This is a genomic window from Mesorhizobium sp. C416B, assembly GCF_030323165.1.
GTDB lineage: Bacteria > Pseudomonadota > Alphaproteobacteria > Rhizobiales > Rhizobiaceae > Mesorhizobium.
Map to the genome: position 1 here is coordinate 5,577,789 of NZ_CP100471.1, position 25,688 is coordinate 5,603,476.

The 25,688-nt window shown below is 60.1% G+C and carries 16 protein-coding genes; 8 read left to right on the forward strand and 8 right to left on the reverse strand.

The window, feature by feature from the left end; translation table 11 throughout:
- Positions 1–48: 48 nt before the first annotated feature.
- The 4 genes from NLY43_RS27265 to NLY43_RS27280 are packed head-to-tail and all read right to left on the reverse strand — an operon-like array spanning position 49 to position 7,356.
- On the reverse strand, positions 49–1,605 hold the full coding sequence (locus tag NLY43_RS27265) for a class I adenylate-forming enzyme family protein (protein WP_031199243.1): 1,557 nt from the start codon (positions 1,603–1,605) through the stop codon (positions 49–51).
- Positions 1,595–3,622: an asparagine synthase (glutamine-hydrolyzing) gene (asnB, locus tag NLY43_RS27270; protein WP_023711216.1), complete on the reverse strand. Its 2,028-nt coding sequence runs from the start codon at positions 3,620–3,622 to the stop codon at positions 1,595–1,597. The genes NLY43_RS27265 and asnB (NLY43_RS27270) overlap by 11 nt, the downstream gene beginning before the upstream one ends.
- 6 nt (positions 3,623–3,628) lie before the next feature.
- Positions 3,629–4,609: an NAD(+) synthase gene (gene nadE, locus NLY43_RS27275; RefSeq protein ID WP_280790677.1), complete on the reverse strand. Its 981-nt coding sequence runs from the start codon at positions 4,607–4,609 to the stop codon at positions 3,629–3,631.
- Positions 4,606–7,356, reverse strand: a complete 2,751-nt coding sequence (locus tag NLY43_RS27280; protein WP_023711217.1) for a non-ribosomal peptide synthetase — start codon at positions 7,354–7,356, stop codon at positions 4,606–4,608. Before NLY43_RS27280 ends, nadE begins: the two co-directional genes overlap by 4 nt.
- Before the next feature lie 340 nt (positions 7,357–7,696).
- On the opposite strand from NLY43_RS27280, the gene NLY43_RS27285 reads away from it, so the two are divergent.
- Positions 7,697–8,422, forward strand: a complete 726-nt coding sequence (locus NLY43_RS27285) for an AAA family ATPase (RefSeq protein WP_023711218.1) — start codon at positions 7,697–7,699, stop codon at positions 8,420–8,422.
- Positions 8,423–8,501: 79 nt separating this feature from the next.
- Here the strand turns inward: NLY43_RS27285 and NLY43_RS27290 are convergent, their stop codons facing one another.
- Both NLY43_RS27290 and NLY43_RS27295 read right to left on the reverse strand, forming a co-directional pair.
- On the reverse strand, positions 8,502–8,714 hold the full coding sequence (locus NLY43_RS27290; RefSeq protein ID WP_023670889.1) for a DUF768 domain-containing protein: 213 nt from the start codon (positions 8,712–8,714) through the stop codon (positions 8,502–8,504).
- A gap of 88 nt (positions 8,715–8,802) precedes the next feature.
- Positions 8,803–10,281 (reverse strand): M10 family metallopeptidase C-terminal domain-containing protein, encoded by a 1,479-nt coding sequence (locus NLY43_RS27295; protein ID WP_023701115.1) that lies wholly within the window; start codon positions 10,279–10,281, stop codon positions 8,803–8,805.
- 1,003 nt (positions 10,282–11,284) lie between these two features.
- On the opposite strand from NLY43_RS27295, the gene NLY43_RS27300 reads away from it, so the two are divergent.
- The 6 genes from NLY43_RS27300 to NLY43_RS27325 all read left to right on the forward strand — a co-directional run bounded on the left by NLY43_RS27300 (position 11,285) and on the right by NLY43_RS27325 (position 21,633).
- Positions 11,285–12,511, forward strand: a complete 1,227-nt coding sequence (locus NLY43_RS27300; RefSeq protein WP_023701113.1) for a glycosyltransferase family 4 protein — start codon at positions 11,285–11,287, stop codon at positions 12,509–12,511.
- Positions 12,508–13,767, forward strand: coding sequence for an O-antigen ligase family protein (locus NLY43_RS27305; protein ID WP_023701112.1), 1,260 nt, complete (start codon positions 12,508–12,510; stop codon positions 13,765–13,767). Before NLY43_RS27300 ends, NLY43_RS27305 begins: the two co-directional genes overlap by 4 nt.
- A 1-nt stretch (position 13,768) precedes the next feature.
- Positions 13,769–15,766, forward strand: a complete 1,998-nt coding sequence (gene asnB, locus NLY43_RS27310; RefSeq protein WP_023711220.1) for an asparagine synthase (glutamine-hydrolyzing) — start codon at positions 13,769–13,771, stop codon at positions 15,764–15,766.
- Between the two features lies 1 nt (position 15,767).
- Entirely contained in the window at positions 15,768–17,969 is a 2,202-nt protein-coding gene (locus tag NLY43_RS27315; RefSeq protein ID WP_023681033.1) for a GumC family protein, read from the forward strand.
- Positions 17,970–18,038: 69 nt separating this feature from the next.
- The gene (locus NLY43_RS27320; RefSeq protein ID WP_027048988.1) at positions 18,039–20,207 is read left to right on the forward strand and encodes a polysaccharide biosynthesis C-terminal domain-containing protein; all 2,169 of its coding nucleotides are present in this window, start codon (positions 18,039–18,041) and stop codon (positions 20,205–20,207) included.
- Positions 20,208–20,427: 220 nt separating this feature from the next.
- Positions 20,428–21,633, forward strand: a complete 1,206-nt coding sequence (locus tag NLY43_RS27325; protein WP_084561115.1) for an acyltransferase family protein — start codon at positions 20,428–20,430, stop codon at positions 21,631–21,633.
- A gap of 46 nt (positions 21,634–21,679) precedes the next feature.
- On the opposite strand, the gene NLY43_RS27330 is transcribed toward NLY43_RS27325, so the two are convergent.
- Together NLY43_RS27330 and NLY43_RS27335 are read right to left on the reverse strand one after the other, a co-directional pair.
- Positions 21,680–22,819: an NAD-dependent epimerase/dehydratase family protein gene (locus tag NLY43_RS27330; protein WP_084561117.1), complete on the reverse strand. Its 1,140-nt coding sequence runs from the start codon at positions 22,817–22,819 to the stop codon at positions 21,680–21,682.
- Positions 22,820–22,978: 159 nt separating this feature from the next.
- Entirely contained in the window at positions 22,979–23,656 is a 678-nt protein-coding gene (locus NLY43_RS27335) for a helix-turn-helix transcriptional regulator (RefSeq protein WP_023689781.1), read from the reverse strand.
- Positions 23,657–23,910: 254 nt separating this feature from the next.
- Between NLY43_RS27335 and NLY43_RS27340 the strand changes: the two genes are divergently transcribed.
- Entirely contained in the window at positions 23,911–25,629 is a 1,719-nt protein-coding gene (locus NLY43_RS27340; protein ID WP_023711224.1) for a PAS domain S-box protein, read from the forward strand.
- Positions 25,630–25,688 lie beyond the last annotated feature (59 nt).

Here is a 25,688-nt window from a genome sequence, read left to right on the forward strand (position 1 = left end):
TCCTCCGTGGCGTCACCATTAAATCAGCGACTTGATTCTGGCCCCGCATCATGACAGCGCCGTTTTCTTGAGTTTTCCCGTGTCCGTCATCGGCAGGTTCGCCACAACGACGATGGATTTCGGGACCATGAAGTTTTCCAGACGCTTCTGGCACTCCTTCTGCAGTTCCCTTTCGCCAATGGCTCTTCCATGCTCCATCACCACAAAGGCTTTCACCGCTTGCCCGAGGAGCTCGTCGGGAACACCGATGACAGCCGCTTCTCGGACTCCTGGAATGTCCATGAGTACGTTTTCCACTTCCCTTGGCGCCACCTTCTCGCCTCGCGACTTTATGATCTCATCCCCACGGCCGACGAAGTAGAGGTAACCCTCCGTATCCATCCGGCAGTAGTCGCCGGTGTATAGGACCTGCTCGCCAGGCAGCGGGCCGGGTTTGAGTTTCCTGGCCGTTGCCTCGGGCTTGCCCCAATACCCCTTCATCACCGTTGCGCCGCGAATGACGAGTTGGCCGACAACGCCGGGGCCTATCCGCCTGTCATGCTCGTCAACGATCCACATCTCCGTATTCGGGATTGCGATCCCTACGCTTAATGGCTTTCGCTCGAGGTCCTCTGGCGGCAAATAGGTGCAACGTTTGCATTCGGTGAGACCGTACATCGAATAGATGCGTGCACCCGAAAACAGCTCGCGAAGCATGAAAATATGCTTGAGGGGTAGGGCTGCCGCAGTGTTTGTGACGTAGCGGATGCTCGAGAAATCCTGGTCTTTGAGGGACCTGAGTTCGGAGAGTGCGGCAAAGATTGTGGGCACGCCGGGAAAGCCCGTAACCCCCTCCTGCCTGATCAACCCGAGGATCTGTGCCGGGAAAGCGAACGAGCGTTCGAGCACCAGCCGGGCGCCGGTACGAAAAGCCATGATCATCTGGTACAGTCCATAGTCGAAGGCGAGGGGTAGGACATTGAGGATCACCTCGTCCTCGGCAATCGCCAGGTAGGAAGCGATAGACGCGCACGCGGTCATCATGTTTCTGTGCGTCAGCATCACGCCCTTGGGTTCGCCCGTCGACCCGGACGTGTAGATGATGGCTGCCAGATCAACATCGATGCACTGCCGTGCCGGCGGCGTATCCGCGCCATTGGCGAGGGCGGCGTCCCAGCGCACGGCAAACGGCAGCTGGGCGAGTTCGACATCGTCGATCGGTCCCGATACGATCACCCGCAGAAGTGACGGGCAGCCGCGCGCCGGCTCGCGGAAGATCGCGTGCAGATGGCCGTCCGTGATGAGCGCCGTCGGCCGGCAGTCGTTGAGCAGATAATCGAGCTTGTCGCTCTTGGTGAGCGGGTTGACGATGCACACCACCGCATTCGCCTTTAGCACCGCCCAGAAGCTAACCACCGTCTCGACGGTGTTGTCGGCGAAGATCATCACGCGATCACCGCGAACGACTCCGCATGCGGCCAGGTCCCGGGCGATCGCGTTGGCTCGCGTTTCGAGTTCGAGGTAAGTGACACGCTGCTTGTTGCACACCAGCGCCACCTTACTTCCGTGTCGGACGGCGGAATGGGCGAGGTAGTCATGCAGCAGTGGTACGGCATCATGCAACATACAGGCGCTCTTCCCGATGTTCGCAGTCGACGTCGACGCTGAGCGTGCATTCGAGCGTTGCACTGGGACAACCCGCGACGAACTGCTGATGAAGAAGTTGGGTCGACAACACGCCGACCAGCGCCATGTTGTCGGCATTGGACAGGTCGCCATCGCCAGTTCTGGCCTGGCATTTGGCAAGCAGGTGCGTGACCGCCTTTGGATCGAAGACATTCGCCTCGCGCAGGGCCGCCTGCGAAACCGCCTCGCGAGCGTAATCCGGAGCGTCTGCGCCGACGAAGCAAAGCGCGTTGGGCGCGCGGAAGGGCTGCTTCTTGCGGGCTACGATCTCGGAGGGCAGGATGGGTGCCGCCATGCGCTTCAGCACGTGCTTCTCATCGAGGCCGCGGAGTTTGAAGGAGGGCGGCAGCGAATTCGCGAGCCTCACAAGTTCATCGTCCAGGAACGGGAAGCGGCCCTCGACGGAGTGAGCCATCAGCATCCTGTCGCCTTGCGAGGAGAGCAGATAGCCCGACATCAGTGTTTGGACCTCGAGATACTGGTCCTGCGCAAGAGGGCCCCAACGGGCAAACTGCGCGGGCAGACGGGCGAGCAACTCGGACACGGCGTCGCGGCCCTGCGTTTGAGCGCGCATGTCGGTCGTAAACAAGCGCTTGATGGCCCTGGTGGTTTGCCAGCGCGTTTCATGAGCAAAGCCCGGCGCGTCGTAAGCCTGAATATTTCGCCCGAAGAACTGACGCGCCATCGCCTGCTGTTGCACCGGCGAGCGGGTGAGATAGGGGTAAAGGCGTTCCAGGAGCCGAGAGCGGCGTGTCGATGTCGGGTGGCGCCCCCAGAAGCGGCGGACCTTGCCTTCGCGGAACAGGTCGTAGCCGGCGAACATTTCGTCAGCGCCTTCGCCGGTCAGCACGACCTTGATGCCACGCTCGCGCACCAGGCGCGAGAGCAGGAAGAGCGGCGCCGGGGCAGTCCTCAGTATCGGGCGTTCGGTGTGTTGGATTACCTCCGGAAAGATTCCGGCGATATCTCTGCGCGAAACGACCACTTCATGGTGCTCACTGCCGATCGTCTCGGCAACCATTCGCTGGAAGCGGGTCTCGTCATATTCGGCGTCGGCAAAACGCAAGGAGAAGGTTTGGAAGCGATCGCCCGCGAAGCGCCTCGCGAGCGCGGCCACAAGCGAACTGTCCAGCCCTCCGGAGAGGTAGCACCCGACAGGCACGTCGGCCCGCACCATTCTGAGCGCCGTCGCGGCCTCAAGAGCGCTAGACACGCCGTCCACCGCGTCGTTGGAGGACCCGGGGAACTCGCCCTGCCGCGATCCGAAATTGTCGGGATAGGAAGGCTGCCAAAAAATCCGCTCACGAAAGGTGCCATCCTGATAGATGCGGACACGACCCGGCTCGAGTTCGTTGATTCCGTGGAAAACTCCTTGCGGCGGAACGACCGTCCAGAGCGTGAACGTCTGATCGATGCCGGCGGGATCAAAGGCGCGAGGGATGGTTCGATCGGCCGCGAAAATGGCTTTCACTTCGCTGGCGAAATAAAGCCGGTGCGCATGCTCGCTGAAATACAGCGGGCAAATGCCGAAGCGGTCGCGCGACAATACGAGACGATTGGCCACTGAATCCCAGATTGCAATTGCCCATTGGCCGTTCATCCGCTCGAAGGCCGTTTCTCCCCACTCACGATAGGCGTGCAGCGCGACCTCCGTGTCGCTGCGGGTTCGGAAGCGGTGGCCGAGCGCCGTGAGTTTTTCACGCAATTCGACGTAGTTGAATATCTCGCCGTTGAACACGATCCACGTCGTATCGCCTGTATCCGCCATCGGCTGCTGGCCACCGGAAAGATCGATGATGGACAGGCGCACATGCGCCAGCCCCGCGCGTCTGTCCCGGTAGAGACCGCGCCCGTCGGGCCCGCGATGCGCCAGCGCGCCCATCATCTGCATCAGCGCCTGCCGCGAAGGAGAAGCCGCTGTGGCATTCAGCGCCACGATTCCACCGATGCCGCACATGCTCGGTCAATCTCCGCCTTCCGCGGACAGCAAAGGCCGCGCGTGAAGATAGTGGGCCGCCCTTCGTTTCGCTTCGATGTCCTTGAACACTTTCTGAAGCTGGGGCTCGGTGAGGCCAGCAACCGCCGCGAGCTCATTGCTGGCGACCCCGTGGTTCAGGCCGTAGAGGCATAGATCCATCAGGTGATAGGGCAGCGCGAAATAGAATTCTTCCTGGCTTTGGGTCATGGAAAAGGTGTCGGTGGTCGGTGGCCGCTGCCGGATTTCATCATCCACCTCGAGATATTCCGCGAGTTGATAAACCTGGGTTTTGTAAAGGTGAACGATCGGCATCACGTCGGCGGCTCCGTCGCCCTGCTTGACGAAAAAGCCCTGGTCGTACTCGAGGCGATTTGGAGTGCCGACAACCGCGTATTTGAGGCGGTCGGCGTGATAGTATTCCGTCATCTTGCGCAGGCGCTGCTTGTAGTTTGTCGCAGCAACGATCTGCAGATAGGCAGCTGGCGGCAGACGCACGGTATCTACTTTACCCTGCGGATCCTGGACCGTGAGGCGGGTTATATTGAGCCCGCTGCTCTCCAGAACCGACGCGATCACCAGCTTGCATTTCCACCCTTCCCCATAGTCGGGAACGACGGTCTGGATCGCATCGATCTGCCGGCGGTAGGCCCCAATGGCCTCCAGTGCCGGTGCTATGTCCTCAAGGACGCTTTCAATGCCAAGCTGTGCCGCGACGCGGCGGCCAAGTCTCAGGGAGTCGCCGGAAGAATCCCGCTCCGGCATGAACAGTCCCAGGACCTTGTCTTTCCCGAACGCGCGCATGCACAAGGTCGCGACGACGGAGCTGTCGATACCGCCGGAAAGACCGACAACCACGCCGCGACGATGCAGGGTGCCGAGAACCTGAGTGCGCAAGGTGTCAACGATGCGATCGACCTCCGCGCGGGCATCGAGCGTCAGCATGTCCTTGCTGAATTCCGGAATTATGTCGATGACAAGTCCTCCCTTTTGCGAGATTCGGCGGGGGAATAGGTCTGCACGATGGCCGTCTCGATAAGCGGACGGTTGGTGGCAAGGTTTGGTTCGACGACAAGGTCGATGTGGCTGCCCGTGATCGAAATGACGTCCAGGTGTGCCAAGACGCTGTCCCAGCCCAAGGCCCGCGGCATTCCCTCCCTGCGACATCGGAACAAGGTACCGGAGAGGGGCAGAGCCGGTTTCGGTGCCTCAAGCCACTGGAAGAATGACTTCGCCCTTAAAACCTCCTGCAGTTCCAGTTTGGTCCTGAAGATCGTCGGGTTGAACTCTCCATTGGCAAATCTGTCCAGAATCCTGGCCAGACGCGCTTCGCCGCCCACGGCGACGGTGATCTTCGCAAGGGCTCTGCAAGCCATCCGGTGCGCGGATATGCGGTTGGTGCGAATACGATAGAACGTACGGGTAAGAGTCTCCCAATGGTTGCTCGGCTCGTCCAGAAGGCTCGTGTCGAGGATGCCCAGGAACCGCACCGTTCGCCCGGCCTTCATGAGCCGTGCGGCAACCTCGAATGCAACCGCGCCACCCAGAGAATGGCCGAGAAGTCGCACGGGGCCCGCAGGTTGGATGCGGCTTATCTGCTCGAGTGCGGCGCCAGCCATGGCGCTGAGGGTGTTGTGTCCGTCCAGTATCGCCGCAAGGCTCGGATATCGGATCGGGTTTACACGGGCGACTTTCCCCATGGCGGCTGCGAACGCAGCGAGGCTCGGACCATAGCCAACGGACCCTGGAAACAGGAAAAGAACCGGGGGGTGGTGCTTCTTTGCGCGCCCTTCGCCCGACCGTGCAGAGACGACCGCCTCAACCATCTCGTCCAAGCTCATGCCGACGGTGAATGCTTCGAGGCCCAGCTCTTGCCCGATGGCGTTTTCGATCGCCATGACGCAGTGCAGCAGCTGCAGCGAATCTCCTCCAGCATCATCCCAGTTTCCCGTGGCAGTGCCTGTGTTGAGAACCTGCGTCCACGCGTGCTGCACTATTTGACGCGTGTCCTTTGCGCCTCCGGCGGGCGGAGCATCGAGAGTGGACGACCGGGCGGCTCGCGCCCTCCTTCCGTGCGAACGATCTATCTCGGCCAGTGTTGCCAAATCGACCTTACCTCCCGACAGGCGTGGGATTGCGTCAACGGTGTGCAATCGCAAGGGACGCAATGGTGCCGGCAAGGTCATTCTGAGGAGCTGGCGAAGGTCGTCTGCAAAAGCGCCGCCTGCGAAGCGCTGGGGAACCGCGAAGGCGATGAGTTCCTGCGCGGCCGTTACCATCACCACGGCATCCGCCACCGAAGGCGCGCAACGCAAGACCCGTTCGAGTTCGGCGGGCTCGATGCGTCGACCATTGATCTTGATCTGGCGCCCTTTGCGGCCGACGATCCTCAAGATGCCATCATCGTCGAGCCGAACGAGGTCCCCGGTCGAAAAAAGCCGAGCCTCGGGATCGTCGGGGTCCGGCTGCGCGGGAACGACCACACCGTTCTCCCAATGACCAAGCAGGACATAGCGGCTTTTGATCAGAAGCTCTCCACTTTCGCCTGGCCCTACATTGCGCTCCGCTTCGTCGACGATAGCGAATGTCATACCAGGGAGCAGCCTGCCGACGGGAACCGACGCGTCTTGCTCGGGCCAGTCAGGCGGCAAGAACCATTGCGAACCGATGGTTTCAGTCGATGAGTAGCCGATCTGGATCAGGCACTGGTCCGAAACGGCTTTGCGCAGCAAAGCGATGTCCGTCCATGACACTTTCTCCCCACCGATCCGGGCCACTCTGAGCGGCCAGGAAGCGTCGGCGGGCGCCTCAGCCAGGAGGGCTCGAAGCAGTGCCGGCACAAGATAGGCGATCGTCACACCTTCGGACTGCAATCGAGCGCGCGTAGCGCGCAGGCCAACAGCCTCCACCTCGAGAAGATGCAATGTGGCGCCCGTCAGCAGCGCCGCAAAGATTTCCCGGCAACCGGCGATCGTGGCTGGCCCGGTCAGCGGCAGGAAAACGTCATCCGCACTGATATGGCACGCATCGACATATTGCCGGACCCGCCATAGCAGGCTGCGTTGGCTGTTGACGATTCCCTTGGGGCGCCCGGTGCTACCTGAAGTGTAAAGCACCAATGCAGGCGCATCGACCGAAACGATAGGGGGCTTATGCTGCTGTTCTGGGTGTTGATCGTTGGGCGCCACGGCGGCGGCAATATCGATCCAGACGATCTCCTGGGCCAATTCGACCGGGCGAACATTTTCGGCGCCTATAATCGCGCCGAGCCCCGCGGCACTGACTATATCGAAAATGCGAGAGGCGGGATCTCTTGTGTTGAGCGGAACCGAAGGCCGTCCCGCCGCCATGGTCGCCAACATCGCCACAGGATACCAAGCGGAGTTTGCTTGCAGGATGCCGATGGCCTGCCCTTCGGGGACGACGGCAGCGATATGAGTTGCCAGCGTCTCGACCGCCCGGAAAAGCTCAGAAAAAGTCAGGCGGTTCGCGCCGTCGCTGATTGCGAGCTTGTCAGGATACCGCCTGACGACATCTCCAAGGTGGTCGAAGATTGGAGTGTCCGCAAATTTGGCACCCATCTGTCGGTAACGGCGCCAGACTGGCCCCCCTTGGTCAAGATCATATTCGGGAACGACTGACCACTTTCGGGTGGGTCGCAGATCCACCTGTAGGTTTTGATTTGCCACTTCCGAATGCAAACACACTGAGGACATTCAGGGCCCCGCCAAGCTGACGGTCGAACATCGCTCGCCGCGGAGATCTTTTCATCAATCATTCGGATGATGCCTCGATCTTGCGTAGCCAGCGCTTCCCGAGCGTCCTTCAGATGTTTTGCCATTTGTGTCCAGCACCGGTCGTTTTTCCTTGCAAGCTCCATGGAGCGCAAGACGGCTTGCCCAGGCGAACGGATGCGATCGGCATCTCCGCTAGAATCCGGGCTCGGTGCCCAGATTCACTGACTGGAACAATCATTCAAATGAACGTTGGTGTGATCTGAAATCCGGCTAAGCTTGATCGGTAGGGGAATGACTGCTCGTTCGGAGACGAGAGCATATGATCATCGAGTTGTTTGGGCCGCCCGGCGCGGGTAAAACCACGCTGCTTCGCGGCCTCTGCCACGGGCTGGCGAGACACGGCATCAATGTGAAGACAGTAAATGGGTATCGCCTGATTGAACCTGGATCGGCTCAGGATGACGCTCCGGAAATCCGCCACGGCATAGGGCGAATTGGCAAGAAGATTGCCACATCCGGTCCTATCTTGCTGTCGACCTTGCCAAAGGACAGTGTCGCGGCCCGGCTTCTGGCATCGATCCCTCTTCGAAGCCGCGTGTGGTCATGGCGCATGAAGGTCGACATCGCCCAACTGTGCCAGTCCTGGCGCCAAGCGCGGGAGTCGCCCGGTTGCTTCATCTTCGAAGAGGGCATGATTCAGGCTTTGTGTGCGCTGGGTGTGCTGGCTAGAACTCCAAGCCTCGACGCGGTCCGCGAGTGCCTGGCGTTCCTGCCGCGGCCGGATCTCGTTGTGCAACTCGACGCGCCCCAGGAAACGTTACGCCGCCGTCTTGTGGATAGGCATGCGCAGCAACCGCTCCTCGAGGTTATGCTGTTCGAACTTGGCGTGGACAAAGGATTAAGGCAGGCCGAAATCTCAAGAGAGGTCGGCGAGTGCCTGCGCCAGGACCGATGGCCGTTGATACAAGTCAATGGTGCTGAACCTCACGACGTGGACGGGGTCGTCGCGCGCGTTCTGGGAGAGCATGTTGGTCATGCTGCCTAGGCTGGCCCATGACCTATGATCCATGACACATTTATGCATTTGGCGCCAAGCCGGGCAGCATCTGCCGCCAAGCGCGCAATCATGTCGAATCGTGCTGATCGAGCACTTCGAGCATGGTCGTCAACATGCTTCCGACTTCCTCAGAGATTTCCTCGGGGCGGATTCCCGCTCTGATGGCATCCGCCGTTGCTTGGTCCGCAAGTTTCGCCGCAAGAGCCGGATCGGCCTTGGTGTAGAGTGGGATCTTATCCTCTACCCATTTCTGCAGGAATTCGATGCCGCGCGCGCTCATACCAAGTACAAGCTCGGCGGGGCTTCTTGGTTCCGTCAGCCATATTCAAGAACGTCAGACCATCTTGCTCAGGCTGACGTTCCCACGGTCACGTCACGATGAACGAGGACGCCGTCAGAGCCAGATGTGGCGATAGAGTGGCAAATTGGATCTGATGTGCGCCGCCCGAGCCGTCGCTGTCAAAGGAAAGCGCGCCGGTCGTGCTGTTATAGACGATGTGATCGCCGCTGTCGTGCGCGGCCCTGCCGGCGTAGAACGCCGAAGAGGGAAGGGCGCCGGTATGCAGGCCGGCAAACACAGTGTGGTCGAGTTGGATCTTGTCGTGGCCCACTTTGAAATCGGTGACCTTGTCGATATTGCCGACCTTGAGAGCCGAATCGAAGACAAAGACGTCGTTGCCGCCATGTCCCGTCAGAACGTCTCTCCCGCCACCGCCGTTGATAGTGTTGCTCCCGGAATTGCCATCAATGGTTTGGGCGAATTCGTTTCCCGTGAGCTTGATGGCGGCAGTTCCCAATTTGCTGGTGGTCGCAAGATGCTCGACCTGCGAGCCGGCCGACAGCGCGTAGCTGACCGATGCCAGCACGCTATCGTTGCCGCTGTGCCGCAGTTCCACCACCTTGTCGCCGGCGTTGTTGACATAGTAGGTGTCGTTGTAGCCGCGGCCCATCATCGTGTCCGCGCCAGCGGTGCCGCGAAGCACATCCGCGCTACCCGTGCCGTAGAAAATGTGATCGCCGGTGCTGGTCGGAGGGACACTTGTGGGCGGAGGCACTGTGCTGGTAGGCGGCGGCGTCGGTTCGCTGGCCGAAGGACCGCTTGCGGTGCTCTGGTTGTGTTGAAGGAACAGAGCCTGCAGCGTCGGCGAGCTCTCAAGCGCCGTGTCGCCCTGTTGAGAACCCCAAGCATAGGCATAGTCGAAGGCCGGCGAAGGCGCTACCTTGGCCCAGTGGTCCAACATGGTCTTTTCCTGAGCAACGCTGGGCAGGACATAGCGACCGCCCGTGTCGGTCGTCCAGTCGCCGCCGCCGAAGGTCTGATACACGGGAACGACCTGACTGAGCGGGATGCCCGAGGCGACGGCCGCCGCCACAGTCCTGTCGATCATGTTGTAATCAATCGTGCTTGTTCCGGTCCGTACCGGGTAGGGATCCAAGCCGTAATAGTCGATATGCGTGTTGGCAGGATTGAATGTGTTTGAAAAGTCGGGGTTAGCGGAAGACCCCATGTTCATCATGGTTATGAAGGTCTTGGCGCCGGGCAGGTGGCTGTGGATCCAGTCTGACTCCGCCTTCAGATCAGCGGCGGTGGCATAAGTTCCCCATTTGCCGGTCGGGTCCGGCTCATCGACCAGGAAGAAGCCAAACACTTTCGGATTGCCGATGAAGGGCGTGACCTTCTGGATAAAGGAGGAGGTTGCACCATCGGCTTCATTGAGCCACACTAGGCCTTTCTGGCCGGCCGGCAAGGCGTTGAGCTGGTCCAAGGAAGATACATCAACAAGATTGAATCCGGCTTTCGCGACCTCGGAGGCCGACCCGCCCGAGGCGTAATGGAGTGTTGTCATTGACATACCCTTCGTCCGATTCGGTAGGCGCCCCACACCTGCCTAGGGAAAGGATCCATTAGCGACAAATCAAATACCGGCGCCCCTTGATAGAATCTTTGATCAGCGTCCGAAAAACACAACAGCCTCGATGCTACGCTTGGCTCAGAGGTATGTAGATGATCCAAGTATGGGGTGCTCAAGCCTGCAACGAAAGCATTGCAGCGACGTCTGCCGGAGCGCCTTGTGCGTTTGCAGTGGCGGTAATCGGCCAATGCGCGCTTCGGTTGAGCCACCGCCCAAATGCGCGCTCCCGCAGGATTTCTTCGAGCTCAGACCGCAAAGGAATCGCGTCCTGGCGAAGCCCTCCCATTGCAGCCGCTCAATGCTCCTCGTGAAAAGCCTCGGCGCCAAAATGAGCAAGGCAGTACTCCACAAGGTCATGCGAGGCGCGCGCCGCTGGCAGTTGCGGAGAGGCACTGAACTGGATCCCACCGGGTTCAACGGAAAGGCGGGCGTGCCGGTCCGAATGACGGCGAGCATGGCAACGCGGTCGCCCATCCGCGGGAAGAGGCGGCTGGTGGTCCGACCATATCCAGAGACCGGGTGAAAGCCTGTTCCAGACGAAGCGCTCGGGAGAACTGGCGGTGCGAGTCATCACACCATCTGGGCGCGATGTTGATCCGGCGTGAGAAGGCGGGCGGAAGTTGCTTTGAACGCGGCGCGCGGACCTTTCGAACACAGCCCTTTTTTATATCCGGCCCGCCGTGTCGTACGCGAAGGTGCCGTCATTGCACCGTCAGACCGGATGAATCCAACTCACTGACCGAGGTGACAGCGATTGTGGCTGCATTGCCGCATCGTTGATCAGCTTGCTTCATGCAAACAGACGAGGACAGCACGAAAGCCTCCTCCTAGCGTGGGAGCTGGCTGTTGTGTGTTCAGGGGCGATGAAACCGGCCATGGAAACCGCGGATAGGATCAGCTGTTTTAAGCGATTGGTATCGCATCCAGGAGCGACAGGATGAGTCCGCATCTGGTTTGCGTTGGAGGCGAGGATCATAGACTAAGAATCCCGTTTCTTTTGGCGCTTCGCGAAAGGGGTTTTCAAGTCACTGCCGTTTCGAGTGATCTCGGAGCCGCCTTTTCACCCCATGGCATTGCCCATCGCCGATTCGGGTTCGACCGCTTTGGCAGCGGCGGTGCAGAATGGGGTGCTGTCAGCGCGATCCGTGAACTGATGTCCGAACTGCGTCCGGACATCATTCAAAGTTTCGACACCAAGCCCAATATCCTAACTCCACTGGCGGTGCGCGGGCACGTTCCCGTCGTTCGCACCATCAACGGGCTTGGTTGGACATTCTCGTCGCGGGAGCCGCGGGCCCTGGCATTGCGTCCTTTCTTTTGCGGCCTTCAGGGGGTGGCGTCTCGTTGGACAGCCATGACCGTCTTCCAGAATAGTGATGATCAGGCCTTCTTCGAGCGCTACCGGCTGGTGGCTCGCGGCAAAGGGCGACTGATCCGGAGTTCTGGCATCGACCCCGATGCATTCTCGATGGCAAGGTATCGTGGTCCTTCGGCTGCCACGATGCGCGAGGAACTTGGCCTACAATCGGCCCAGGTCATAATATTTGTCGGCCGGCTCACGCGGCAGAAGGGGATTCCAACCCTCATCGAGGCGGTTCCTCGCGTTATCCGCGAGAGGCCCAACGCGCGTTTCGTACTTGTCGGCCCGCAAGACTCCGAAGGTCCGTTTGCCGTCAGCAGAGCCGATATCGAGCGCCATGTTCCCCACGTTGTCGCATTGGGGCCAAGGCGCGACATTCCAGCCCTCCTTGGCATGGCGGATATCTTTGCGTTTCCGACGCAATATCGCGAGGGAATTCCGCGTGTCCTGCTGGAGGCGGGATTGTCCGGATTGCCGATCGTCGCCTCGAATATGCCGGGCTGCAACGATGTGGTTGAGGATGGCTGGAACGGCTATCTCGTGGCGCCGCGCGATGCGGATGGCTTGGCCTCCCGGATCGTCGATCTTCTTTCCGACCCCGCCCGTGGCAAGACGATGGGCGGCCGTTCCGTCGGATTCGTGCGGGAGCGGTTCTCGCTGTCGTGGGTGATCGACCAGTATTGCGACCTGTATAAGACAATACTGGGTGGCAGATATCGCAGCAGGCTTGTTCAAGCTGCGCAGGCGAATCCGAGGGAAGAGGCGGTGCCAAGCCCCCATCGACTGGGTGAGGCGCGGCAATGATGCGTGATGCGCTTCTGGCCTTCGGCGTCGCGATGTCCTACGCGGCGCAACTCAGCATCCCAGGGCTGCCCTTCGGCTACAGCGAACTGTGCCTCACGCTCTGGATAATGCTGTCGATGACGCGAATCCTTGCTGGCGGCCAACTGGAGGTTACGCCGGCACTGGCTAAGCTTGGGCTTTTCTGGCTGATCCTGGCGCTTGCCATGGGCGTGGGTTACATCATCGGTTTTCTGACAACCACGTTGTTCCTGGATCCGTTGTTGCACGACACGCTGGCCTATGTGCTGTTGGCGTGCGTCACCTGTCTGGCCGCTGCGGAGCCCAACGCGTCTTTCCGTTTGCGTCGTATCGCCTGGTGGATGGTTGCTGTCGCGAATGCGGGCTTCATCATTCAGGTAGGGCTTGGTTTCGGCTGGCTCCATCAGGCTGGGGTCGAACCCTGGTACTGGGACCGCTTCTGCGGGTGGTCCGACAATCCGAACCAGCTTGCGCTCTACTGCGCCCTACTCGGTCCACTGGCCTTGCATCTTGCCACAACCACCAGCAATAAATGGGGAAGATGCCTTGCCCTATGCAGCCTCATATTCACCGTTTACGTCGGAAGGCTGACAAAAAGCGATACCTACCTTTATACCACGGTCCTGGCTTGTCTGATCCTTCTCGGGCTGCGGGTCCGGGCCTGGCTGACGAGCGACGGCAATAAGGCGAGCCTTTCAAGGCAGCTTGCCGTCCTGATGGCCGTTGGCTTCCTGCCGCTGGCCCTGTCTATAGCGCCCTATGCCCTCAGCGAGGCCTCCAGCGCCGAAGACTTCGCCAAGAGCCTGACCAAAGACAAGGGCGGGGAAGCGACTGCCCAAACCGCGGCGCTTCGCCTCTATCTCTGGAATGCAGCCTTGGAGAAGGGGGCACGATCGGGATCGCTTGGACTGGGTCCGGGCCCGCACCTAGATAGTCCCCCCGTGGTCAATCAACAGTTTTTGCCGCGGCCCTTCGAGGCGCACAGCACCATCCTGGATCTCTACACTCAGGGCGGCCTGATTTCGGTTCTAGCCCTGATGTGGATCTTCGGCTCAGCTGCGTTGTCCGCTTGGCGGGCGAAGCTGGATGCTCTGGTGGCGCTCGTGGCATCGATCGCCGTCTTCAGTGCTCCGCATTTGGTCATCCGCCATCCGATCGTGTGGTTCTGTCTGACCCTCTGCCTTGTCGCTGGGACGCCGGAAGCGATCCCCGCGATTGTTCGCCAGAGGAGATGCTAGAATGTGCGGGATCGCCGGAATTTTGTTGGCGCCCGATGCACCCAATGCAAGTGCGCTCAGGGCCATCGGACCGATGGCGACGGCGCTTCGTCATCGCGGACCTGACGGTGAGGCCTTCTGGGTGAGCCGTGAAGGGGGGGTAGCCTTCGGCCACCGGCGACTGGCCATCGTCGACCTGTCCGGAGCGGGTCGCCAGCCAATGCTCTCCGCGAGCGGTCGGTATGTCATCACGTTCAATGGCGAGATATACAATTTTCGCGATCTGCGCCGTGAACTGGAAGGGGCGGGCCATCATTTCCGCGGCGCCAGCGACACGGAGGTCATGCTGTGCGCGATCGAAAGCTGGGGCCTTGATGCAGCCCTCGCGCGCTTCGCTGGCATGTTTGCTTTCGGGCTGTGGGACCTGGAGAACCGAACGCTTCAGCTTGCCCGCGACCGAATGGGCAAGAAGCCACTCTATGTCGCCTTGACACGTGACGCGCTTGTCTTCGCCTCGGAGCTGAAGGCGATCACTTGCTTCCCAGGCTTCACCCCGGAACTCGATGTCGATGCGGCGACGACGATGGTTTCCAACGGCTGGGTGCCGGATGACCGTTGCATTTGGCAGGGCGTGTTCAAGTTGCCGCCTGGTTCAGTCCTGTCGGTCACTGCGGCGCAATTCGCCAACGCCCGAGGCACCGGTTCGCTTGCGCATCGCATTCACCCTTGGTGGTCGCTGGCCGATGTCGCCGGCAAGGGACAGCGCGATCCGATAGCCGCCAGCGACGAGGACCTCGCGACCGAGCTCGACAGCCTGCTCCGACTGGCCGTCAAGGAACGAATGGTTGCAGATGTGCCGCTGGGCGCCTTTCTGTCGGGCGGGATCGACAGCTCGACTGTCGTCGCCCTGATGCAGGCACAGTCCCGAAACCCCGTTCGGACGTTCACCATAGCGTTCGGCGAAGGTGGGTTTGATGAAGCTCCCCATGCGGCCGCGGTTGCTCGGCATCTGGGCACCGATCATACGGAACTTCATCTCTCGCCGGCCGCCGCGCTTGAGGTCGTTCCGGAGCTGCCCCGGATTTGGGACGAGCCGTTTGCCGATGAATCGCAGATACCGACGCTGCTGGTGTCGCGCCTCGCGCGGCAACACGTAACCGTGGCGCTTTCAGGCGATGGCGGCGACGAGTGCTTCGCAGGCTATTCTCGACACTTCCTGGCAACCCGCCTCACAAAGCAGCATGAGCTGCCATTGTCATTTCGCCGGCTGTTGGCATCGGGGGCTGGGTTGCTGGCCCAGGCCTCTCAGAAAGATATCTTCGGCAATCTGCCGCTTTCGGCGAATATGCGGCATGGCTTGCGCGGTGACCGCCTGGCTCGCCTTGCCCGCCTGCTCGCGGCGCGAGATGAGGACGAACTCCTTCTGCAACTGACAAAATCTTCAGCCAACGACCTTGTTCATCGCAAGCCGTCGACAGCAGCTACCGACACGACAAAGCTCGACGGCCTGCTCTCGCGTCTCCTATTCGCCGACATGACAGGCTATCTACCGGGCGACATTTTGGTGAAGCTCGATCGAGCCACCATGGCCAACAGCCTCGAGGGGCGATGCCCGATCCTGGACCATCGCGTCGTTGAATTCGCCTGGCGCTTGCCAGCCCGTGCCAAAGTCCGAAACGGGAAGGGCAAATGGTTGCTTCGCCGACTGCTTGATCGTTATGTACCACGCCGACTGGTCGACCGGCCCAAGCAAGGTTTCGACGTTCCGGTCGGGACTTGGTTGAAAGGGCCCTTGCGCGGCTGGGCTACCGATATCATTGCCACGATCGGCCGCTCCGGGGACGGGGTCATCGACCGTGAGAAGGTCGACGCATGCTGGCGCAATCATCTGCATGGAAGCCAAGATAATTTCCGCGACCTGTGGCCGGTGCTCATGTTTCAGGCGTGGCGCAACGAAGCCATGCGGCCATCGACGGTCGCCACGCACCCTTCTTACCATATCGAACTGACAGGGGATTGAGATGGAAGGTTCCATAGCCAACCGCGCCCGGCGTCCGCGCGCCAAGCAGATGGAAGTTGGGACGCTTGAAACCAATCTGCGCTTGATGCGGCCGCCACGCGAGCCAACGCAATCGTCACCCTTCCACCAGCTCGTCATCATCCTGACGACGCGAAAATGGTTCTTGCTTGCCATGGCCCTTCTGGGCGGCATCCTGGCCGGACTGGCAGGCTTCACCCGCCCGGTGCTGTTCGAGGCAACGACCCAGGTCATTATCGATGCCCCGAGCAGCAGTGCTTCGGGCGGCGTGGCATCCGCCCAGGACTCGCTGGAATCGAACATCGATGATCATCTGACGATGCTCTCCTCGCAAGGCCACCTGCGTCGGGTCTTGGCAGCACTGCGCAAAGCCCAACCAGTCGACGGTAACGGAAAGACCGTCGTCAATGCCGTCCCGCCCGCGGCTGGCTCGTTCCTCATCGATCTCCTGAACAGGGCCTGGAGACAGGATAACACGGTGGCGGAAAATCCGGACGCAGCGGACGCGCCCGAGCTGAAGGCGCTACGCAACGGAATGAGGGTCGGACAAGAGCTGCGATCGCGCGTCATCACCATCGGCTTCACCGATCCAAATCCGGCGCGTGCGGCACTTGTCGCGAACACGTTTGCCCAGGTCTACATTCAAGATCTGGTACAAAAAAGCCGGGCATCGGATCAGGTTCATCTGGATTCGATAGTCGCCAGCCTTCCGCAAGTACAAAGGGATCTTGTCGAAGCGACAGATCGGCTGGAGACATACCGGCTCACGCATGGCGCCGTCGATCAGACTGCGGCCAACAACGCAGCCAGTGAGACAGCGGAACTCGGCCGGCAGATATTCCTATCGAAAGCCAGTCTTTCCGCGTCGGAAGCGCGCCTTCGCCGTATTGAGGACCTGCGCAAGGCGGGCGCCCCGGTCACGGCCATCGCTGAAGAAATCGGGTCGCCCGTGTTGACGGACCTGGTGACACGCCAGTCGGGTGCCGCCGCCGACGGCGATCTGCGCAACGCGATCGCCCGCGAAATGGAGCAAAGCGTTGCCCGAATCGCTGCCGAGGCAAATGTCTACCGGTCTCAGGCTACGGCTCTTGAAAGTCGCAAGGCGATGCTCGACGCGGCCGTGGCCGACACGGCGAGCCAACTTTCGGGGCTGCGTTCCCTTGAGCCTAGGGTAGCCATCGTGACGCAGCATTACAACGAACTCCTGAGCCGGCAGCAGGATCTGATACGTCGCATCGCCGCTCCTTCGCCAGGCGTAGCGGTCCTTTCGACCGCCTGGCCGCCGTCGACCCCCGTGACATTGTCGCCGATTTTCCTGATTCCCCCCGGCATGGTCGTCTTTGGTCTCATGGGGGCGGTCATTGTCCTGGTCCGCAACGGTTTCAACCAAACCTTGCGCAGTGAAGCCGAAGCCGAGGCCGAGCTTGGGGTCCCGTGCGTAGGACTGCTTCCCAGGGTTGCGGGACTTAATGCCAGAAAGCTGCGGCATCTGGTTCTGAGCCAGCAGAACTTGCCGTTCAGCCGCGCCGTGACTTCGCTGCTCGTCACTGCGGCGCCAACTCAGGGGAAGGGGCAGCCGCCGCATATCATTCTCGTGACGTCCAGCATCCAGGACGATGCCAAGACCGAGTTGGCATGGAGCCTGGCGCTGGCGGCAACGCGGCTGGGAGGAAGAGTGCTTTTCCTCGATCTCGATCGCAAGGATGTACGGCTCACGAACGGGTTTCGTGGTGAATTCAGCACCGACAAGGCCCGGAACTCCTTCGGCGACTATGTGAATGAACGTTGCGTGCTGAAGGATGCAATTACGAGGATGCCGGAAATCGGTATCGACCTCATGGCCGCTCCAGCACCTTCCGATGATCTCCTGACGCTTCTGTCCACCGTCGACAAATGCCAGTTCACCGAGGAGCTGCGTTCGGCCTACGACGTGGTCATCATGAACGGTCCCCTGGGCCTCGGGGGGCCTGAAACCAGGCTGCTTAAGCGCTGGGCCGATTCGGTGCTTTTTGCCGTTCGCTGGGCAAGGACGAGGCGCAGCATTGCCCGTGGTGCTCTGGATGCAATAGGGGCCGGCGGATCCGCCACCGTTCCAGTAGGGAGTGTGCTCACCCGGGTGAACCTGAAGAGGCTAGCCGGCTCCAGGCTCGGAGACAACGCCGATCTTCTGTTGGAGAGGGTTTGAAGATGCGTGTGCGATCTTCAACAGAAGCTCCAGGGAGCGATCGCGCCCCTAAATCGAGCCAGCTACACGATGATCATTGAATTTTTCGGACCTCCAGGATCCGGCAAAACAACCTTCGCACATGCGCTTGCGCAGCAGCTGCGCGGGAAAGGCTATCACGCCAAGGTCGCTCTCAGCTACAAGCCAAGCACCAGGGCCGCCAAATATGACCTCGGAATCTTTCTATTCATATCACGGATCGTATCGGCGATATTTTCAACCTCCAGAATACTGCTTTTTTCGGCAGGGCGAGCCGATGATATTTCCAATTCCTTTGCAATGGTGAGGATGATACCGCCAAGAAACCGAATTTGGCGCGCGCGAATCTGGCGATACATCCTGCACCTTTCGCGTTGCTGGAAGTCTGCTGAGCAATCGCCCGAAATTATAATTTTCGATCAAGGATATGTTCAAGCGATTGGTTCGCTTGCGATGTTTAATGGGAGCACCAACCCCAGAGCGCTGGAAAAGGCGCTCAGCCTCGCACCGGCGGCCGATCTCACCGTCAGGCTCTTGGTGCCAGCTGCGGTCGTGGAAAGTCGCCTTCGTCGGCGGATGGAGCTTGAGCCGCCGGCGGAACGGATTTTCGAGGCCGACTTGAACGTGAACATGCGCTCGTTCGCCGTTTTTGAAGCGATGCATGACCTCCTGACAACATCTGGCCGGGAAATCATCTCCGTCGAAAACACCGATGGTCCATCGACCTTTAAAAGTATTTGTCGGATTGAGAGACAAATACTTTCTGCATTGTCGCGCTTCGATAGGGCGGTCGGCGAAAAGCAAATTGAGTTGCCGGCTCATCGCGCAGACGTAACTGGTTCAGCAACCGCACCGCCGCGCAACAAGGACATGGGCTCGCGGCTCGCTTGGGCAAGCATATTCGCCTTGCTGATCTATATTGGTGGCGCTGGTTTGACCAGTCTTGCCCAGTTGGCAATTGCACGCCTTATCGGACCTCACAACTACGGCATCTATTCCTACGTTCAGGCTTGGACGTCAGTGCTCGCCTATCTGGCAACGCTTGGTTTTAATGTATCATTGTTGCGTTTCCTCCCGGCCTATAGGGCCAGCGGCAGGCTTGATCTGGCCCGCGGCGTGATAAGATTCGCGCTGCAGAGATCGCTGATAGCGGCAACCTTGTTCGGGATGATCGGCGCTGCGTCCGTCCTGTTCCTTTCAGATCCAACGGAAAGAGGGCTTGAGACAAGCATCGTGCTCGGCATGATGGCTGTGCCCTTGGTTACGGCCTATGCTCTCGGAGCCACGCTTGTGCGTGCTTTCGGCGGCGTTGTCTCGGCGTTGTTGCCGGAGCGCATCATGCGAGACGGGCTCCTGCTCGTGTTGGTAGCGCTCCTGGCATTGTCGGGATTTCGAACAGTGGATGCGCCCTCGGTGACGCTGGCGGTGCTTGTGAGTTCCGCTTTCACAGCGGCGCTGGTGTTCATCATCGCTAGGAGGTTTGAACCACCCGGCCTGGGACACGCCAAGCCAAGTTATGCCTCGAGGGAATGGTGGCTTGCCGTCCCCCCGCTCATGCTCATCACTGGGCTCGATGTTTTCGTCAGTCGGGCAGGAGTCCTGGTTTTGGGCTGGACAAGCCATATTGCTGAAGCGGGTATTTTCGCGCTGGCCTTGAATGTCGCGATGCTCGTGGGCCTGTCCCGTATCGCCGTGGCAACCATGTTTTCGCCAACAGCAGCCGATCTCTACGTCAGAGGCGATCGCAGAGGCCTACAACAGCTGTTCGCGCGCGCAACCCTGCTTTCTGCTGGCGGTGCCATCCTGGTGGCCGTCCCAATGATGGTGATAGTCGAGCCGTTCTTGAGCTATTTCGGTGAGGGTTATAGCGCGGGAGCGCCGATCGCACGGGTTCTGATTTTGGGATATGTCTTTGTCGCGCTGTGCGGGCCCCAACAGAATCTCCTGACCATGACTGGAAATGAATGGGCTGCGGCAACGACGATGGTAGCGGGTGCTGTGGCCAATATAATTGCCTGTGCAGCCGGAGTTGCGGTGTACGGCCTGCTTGGCGCTGCGGTGGGTGTGGCACTTGCACTGAGCATCTGGAGCATTGCCATGGCCGTTTATATCCGCAAGCGACTGAAAATCATGCCAGGCTTGGTTTTTGCCTTGCTGTCGATGAGGCCGAGCGCGGTCGATGCCCGTCAATGGCATTGGTTCTTGAGGGCGAGCAAATGAGACCACTGTTTTCGCTACGGTGATCGCCGTCGTTCGGGCAGGAAGTCACGAAGCCCGGATCGCACAAAGGCCATAGGGCTGCGCAGACGCTTCGGCGTATACCTGTTCCGGACACCCGCTCCCCGCGGGCAGCCGATACTTTGCGGGCGGTGTCCGTCATTTGAAGGATGCATCAGTTTCGGAGGTGCACCACGGTGTGCTCACAATCTGCGGAGCATCCATGGAACAAGCCCGAATGGCGAGCGCCTCGGCGCCTGCAGTGCGCCGTCGCTCGGAGAGATCGACGCCTGTCGAGCGCAGCCAACGCGAAACCCTCACCCAGGTCCAGGTCCTGCGCGCCCTCGCGGCTAGTTCGGTCGCGCTGCGACACGCCCAGCATGATGCGGCCACCCTGGAATTACAGGCCGGCCGCACCTTTCAGAGCTGGAATCCGATACCATGGAGCGCTGGAGTCGATATTTTCTTCGTGATTTCCGGGCTTATCATGGTGCATACGTCGCGACAGCTGTTCGCAAAGCCCGGGGGCGCGCGTCTCTTCATTTCCCGCCGGATCGCGCGAATTGTCCCGCTATATTGGGCGCTCACCTCGCTCTACATTGCGGTAGCGGTGGCCGCCCCAAATCTTCTCAACCAGAGCTACGTCGATTTCAGGTTTGTAGTCGAATCCTACTTATTCGTTCCGGCCAGTCGCCCTGACGGCGTCGTTCAGCCGGTCTACGAGTTGGGTTGGACGCTCAATTATGAGATGCTGTTTTACGTGCTGTTCACGGCGACGATCGTGCTGCCCATGCGGTGGGCAGTTACGGTCCTGCTCGCGATCCTGGTTGGGATGGTGCTCTCGGGCGCTCTTGGGGCTCCTTTGCCTGAGCCCTGGGGTTTCTGGACCAATCCGATCATCCTCGAATTCGCTTTCGGCGCGATGATCGGGGTCATGTGCGCCTCAGGCCTGCGGCCTTCCGGCCCAATCAGGGCCTGTATGGCCGCAACGGGACTGGGTGCCCTGATGCTTGCGGCGGCGTTTCCCGATATCTCGGCCGGCTTTGGTCGCTCTGTTGTGTATGGCATTCCGGCGTCTCTAATTGTTTGGAGTGCTGCCTTGGCACCCCCGGGTAAACTGAGGCATGACAGCCTGGCGGCGAGGTGGGCCGCTGGCGTTGGCGATGCGTCATACGCTCTTTACCTCATGCATCCATTCGTGATCCGCGCCATGCGCATATTGTTCTGGCGTACAGGCTTGATCTTTGTGCTCGGCCCGTGGGCCTTCATCGGTTCCGCCTTGGCGATAACCGTGGGCGTGGCATTTATCATCCACCGTCTGTTCGAGAAGCCGCTCACCCGCTATGCGCGGCGCCTTTTGGGGGTCGGGCACGGCACAGGACGGCAGCTTGGGTCCCTTCCATTGCCGGCGTATCCCAAGCCGGATTGAAGGCGAGCCGCGACCCTGCCACACCAAGGAAATGCCGCTGTTGTGCTCACAATGCCGTTGCCGGAAGGCCAGCTGGTCGCACCTGTCCGACAGGGCGTGCATGGAATTCCCGATACCATTCCACGAAACGTTGCACGCCGTCCTCCAGTGTTGTCGCCGGTGCGAAGCCAACGGCGCGGCGCAGGTCCCTGACATCGGCGCGAGTTTCCAGGACGTCACCTGGCGGTAAAGGTACGTTGACGCGAACGGCCCGGCGACCAAGCGCCGTCTCGATGAGCGCTATCAGATGGTTGATTTCTTCCGGCCGATCATTGCCGATATTGTACAGCCGATACGGCGCCGAGCTGGTGGCAGGATCGGCAGCGCGACCGTCCCAATCGGGATCCTGACACGGTGGTTTGGCGAGCAGGCGAACAACCCCCTCTACGATGTCGTCGATATAGGTGAAATCCCGCCATACGCGCCCGGCATTGGCGATTTCGATCGTTCGGCCCTCGGCGATGGCATGGGTGAAAGTATAGACAGCCATGTCGGGCCTGCCCCAGGGACCATAGACGGTGAAGAAGCGCAGTCCGGTTGCGGGCAAGCCGAACAGATGGCTGTAGGAATGCGCCATGCACTCGTTGGCGGCCTTGGTGGCGGCGTAGAAGCTCACCGGATGATTGGCACCATGATGCTCGGAAAAGGGTATGCGTCGATTGGCACCATATACGGAGCTCGACGAGGCATAAACGAGATGGCTGACGCCGGCGTGTCGGCAGCCCTCCAGAACGTTGAGAAATGCGACTATGTTTGACTCCACATAGGCATGCGGGTCCACGAGCGAATGACGTACCCCGGCCTGGGCGGCCAGATGCACGAAGTGCGATGGCTGGAATTCGCAGAACAGCGCTTTCACCAACGACCGGTCCGCCAGGTCGAAGCGCATCGGCGTGAACCTCGGCTCGGCGCAGAGCCGTGTAGATCGCGCCTCCTTCAGCTTCAGGTCGTAGTAAGGCGTGAAGTTGTCGACGCCGATGACCTCGGCGCCGAGCCGCAAAAGGCGTAACGCAACATGAAATCCGATGAACCCAGCGGCGCCCGTGACGATGATCGGCCCCGTGTGCGTAAGGGTCGACGCAGCACCATCCTGCAGCCCGTGAACGATATCCGCCAGCTTGTTGACCTTCGAATCTGCTTCGGCCATGGCAAGTCACTCCCGTTTCCAGGTTCCGCGTTCCGCGCCATCTCGGCAGCGCTTGAACGATCGGAAATGGCGCCGCCGGCCTTGTGATCTACGCGACAGCGCGCTCAATGCGGGCCGCCGCTGTCTGAATCAAAGCGGATGCAGACAGCAGTCGATTTCTCATGGCAAAACCGAAATGCGCCCCAAAAGAGCCACTAGTTCCGCCTGACGCCTCGTGTCGGTCTTGGCGAACAGCGAGGCGAGCTGAGAGCGAATAGTCGTGCGACTGAGATGCCAGCTACGGGCGATCTCCAAGGGCGCGTCGCCATGGGCGAGGCGTAGCGCCAACTGCGTTTCCGCGCTGGTCAAACCGAACATCCTTTGCAACGTGCGAGGGTTGGCCGCCGATTTGTTATCCCGGTCCAGCAATGCGACGACGGTTGTCCCGTCCGGTGTAACGACGCCCGTCTCGTTCATGGTCACCGGCCTGTCGCCTCTGCTGTGGATCACTACCCATGAGAGTGAGCCCGGCTGGAGGTGGACCGGAACATTCGCGACCAGCCGCCTCAACCCGGCAGCAAGCTCGACGGCTGTATCAGTTGCTTCGCCCTGGCGTGCGAGGGTGTCCCGAGCGGCAGCGTTCCATTCTATTACTTTCTTGTCTCGGTCCAGGACGAGATAGCCGCAACCCATACGATCAAGCATGCCGGTGATGGATTCCAGGCTGCGTCGTCGAGATCCGCCGACCCTTGCGTCCGGCCGGTCCACAAGGCTTATCGGCCTTTCGTGGCGGGTATCGTTCAATACAATGTATTGCCTGCCTGCAAGCGCATCGTTTCGCGTTTCAATCAGTGTCATCGCTTCCACCCAACCCATTGCTACTGACGCAAATCAAATCTGATGAAGTTGCTGCTTCAACTTGAATTTCCACATACTGCGAGAAATCTGCGAATGGTTTTTCCGCAGCGTCTCTTGGATATATCTTTCTGAAGAGCGCTCCTGACACCATGATTTTATTCGCCGGCAAAGTCATGGCAATCGGGCATTGGGATTAGGTGCCACCCCTTCGGCCTAGTCTCGACGGACTAGACCGAAAGTTGTAGTCTTTGCGCATGGGTTCGGACCTGCGCTGGCTCAAATCGAATGTGTCGAGCACTACGTGGGCTCATCTAGCTTCGCTTTTGGTGTTTGCAGCATCGATAGCATTCGAGGCGATAAGTACGGTATATGGCGGCCAGCCGTTGCCGCTTGTTGCGTTTATCCCCATAACCGTTGTCATCGTGTATCTTGAGGGCCGTTTTGTTGCCATCGCAGCAACGCTTCTGATGGCGGCCGCCGGCTTGTGGATGCGACACCTGTTGGACGGTCACCTCACTGGTGGAGACTGGACCGGGGCCGTCTTCCTTCTGGGTTCGGGTAGCCTGATCGCAGCTGTGTTCCACCGCCTGCGACAAGATCTGCATGGTGCGCTCAGGGTGGCGGAAGCGAGGCTCGGTGCCATCGACGCTGCCGCCTTGGGCTTTGCTAATACCAATCGCCATGGCGAACTGCTGCAGTCGAACAGACGGCTTTTGGAGATGACCGGCTACGCGCACAAGGAACTTGCCCAACTCAAGCTGGAGGAACTCATTGTCCCCGACGATCGAGGTACTGTGCGGAAACTTCTGGAAGATTTGGGCAATGGGACCGCGTCTGCTACGGATATCCGCGTTTTGCGCAAGGATGGCACGGCATTCTGGGCTCACCTGGCCCTGTCTTCGTCGCGGCCGGAAGAGGCGCCAAATGAGAGCGTATTCGCGGTGGTTGACGATATTTCCGAGCGACAAGCGGCACGCGAGGCCCTTCGGGCTCAGAAGGAATGGCTCGATCTCGCCGTATCTGCCGGGCGCCTTGGCACATGGCAAATAGACATTGAGGATGGGACAGTCGCCGGCTCCGGCAAGTTCTGGGACATTCTTGGTCTGCCTCCGGCCCCAGTCCGCCGCTTGCAAGAACTCTCGGCCGTAATCCATCCCGTCGACTGGCCGAAGCTGTCCGCCTCGGCAAAGCCTTCATCGGCATTGAACTATGACGTCGAGATTCGCGTCCGGCAAGTGGATGGTCACACACGCTGGATTGCATTGCGTGGACGGCAGGAAGAGCACGGCGAGCGCAAAATGCGCATCGGGGTGGCGGCGGATCTGACCGAACGTCGACAAACAACTTTGCTTCGCGCCGCCGTAAAGAGACGCGAGCGCATAATGCGCGAAGAGCGCCATCGGTTCAGCAATGTGTTTCCAGTGATTAGAGCTCTGGTCAACATGATCGATATTCCCGACAATGATGTTGCCAAATACAAGGAGATGTTGATCGATTGGATTCGAACACTGGAGGCGACCCATCGCATCCTTTCTCGTCATGCCAACCTGTCAGGGATGCTCCATGAACTCGTGGACCGGGAATTGCAGCCCTTCAAGGAGACACGCGACATTACGATCAGTGGACCTTCCCTCACTGTGCCAAGCGGCGCCGCCGAGGGCTTGGCGATGATCCTTCACGAGTTGACGACAAACTCGGTGAAACATGGTGCGCTGGGTGACCCGAATGGCAAGGTCGAAGTTAAGTGGCGATTTGCATCCGAGGACGAAGGTGACGACCTCGTGTTCGATTGGGTGGAATCGGGCCGACGGAAGAGTTCAAAAGTCGTACGCCGCGGGTTCGGGTCACTGATAATCGGTGTGGACAGCACGCCGCTTGTCGGGCATTCCCCGAATATGGAAATAACCGAAGATGGCCTTCGATATTCGCTGCGTGTATCGCGCAAAGAAATTGAGGAATTTGGATTGCAATAGAGCCCCTCCAAGTCGAAGCCGAATTGGCCAATTAACCGATGGTGTGGGCCCTTTGCTGC

What these genes read in the sequence shown, in the direction of transcription:
- NLY43_RS27265 (WP_031199243.1), bottom strand. Translation starts at nt 1,605, where the DNA reads ATGTTGCATGATGCCGTACCACTGCTGCATGACTACCTCGCCCATTCC.
- asnB (WP_023711216.1), bottom strand. Translation starts at nt 3,622, where the DNA reads ATGTGCGGCATCGGTGGAATCGTGGCGCTGAATGCCACAGCGGCTTCT.
- NLY43_RS27280 (WP_023711217.1), bottom strand. Translation starts at nt 7,356, where the DNA reads ATGTCCTCAGTGTGTTTGCATTCGGAAGTGGCAAATCAAAACCTACAG.
- NLY43_RS27285 (WP_023711218.1), top strand. Translation starts at nt 7,697, where the DNA reads ATGATCATCGAGTTGTTTGGGCCGCCCGGCGCGGGTAAAACCACGCTG.
- NLY43_RS27290 (WP_023670889.1), bottom strand. Translation starts at nt 8,714, where the DNA reads ATGAGCGCGCGCGGCATCGAATTCCTGCAGAAATGGGTAGAGGATAAG.
- NLY43_RS27295 (WP_023701115.1), bottom strand. Translation starts at nt 10,281, where the DNA reads ATGACAACACTCCATTACGCCTCGGGCGGGTCGGCCTCCGAGGTCGCG.
- NLY43_RS27300 (WP_023701113.1), top strand. Translation starts at nt 11,285, where the DNA reads ATGAGTCCGCATCTGGTTTGCGTTGGAGGCGAGGATCATAGACTAAGA.
- NLY43_RS27305 (WP_023701112.1), top strand. Translation starts at nt 12,508, where the DNA reads ATGATGCGTGATGCGCTTCTGGCCTTCGGCGTCGCGATGTCCTACGCG.
- asnB (WP_023711220.1), top strand. Translation starts at nt 13,769, where the DNA reads ATGTGCGGGATCGCCGGAATTTTGTTGGCGCCCGATGCACCCAATGCA.
- NLY43_RS27315 (WP_023681033.1), top strand. Translation starts at nt 15,768, where the DNA reads ATGGAAGGTTCCATAGCCAACCGCGCCCGGCGTCCGCGCGCCAAGCAG.
- NLY43_RS27320 (WP_027048988.1), top strand. Translation starts at nt 18,039, where the DNA reads ATGATCATTGAATTTTTCGGACCTCCAGGATCCGGCAAAACAACCTTC.
- NLY43_RS27325 (WP_084561115.1), top strand. Translation starts at nt 20,428, where the DNA reads ATGGAACAAGCCCGAATGGCGAGCGCCTCGGCGCCTGCAGTGCGCCGT.
- NLY43_RS27330 (WP_084561117.1), bottom strand. Translation starts at nt 22,819, where the DNA reads ATGGCCGAAGCAGATTCGAAGGTCAACAAGCTGGCGGATATCGTTCAC.
- NLY43_RS27335 (WP_023689781.1), bottom strand. Translation starts at nt 23,656, where the DNA reads ATGACACTGATTGAAACGCGAAACGATGCGCTTGCAGGCAGGCAATAC.
- NLY43_RS27340 (WP_023711224.1), top strand. Translation starts at nt 23,911, where the DNA reads ATGGGTTCGGACCTGCGCTGGCTCAAATCGAATGTGTCGAGCACTACG.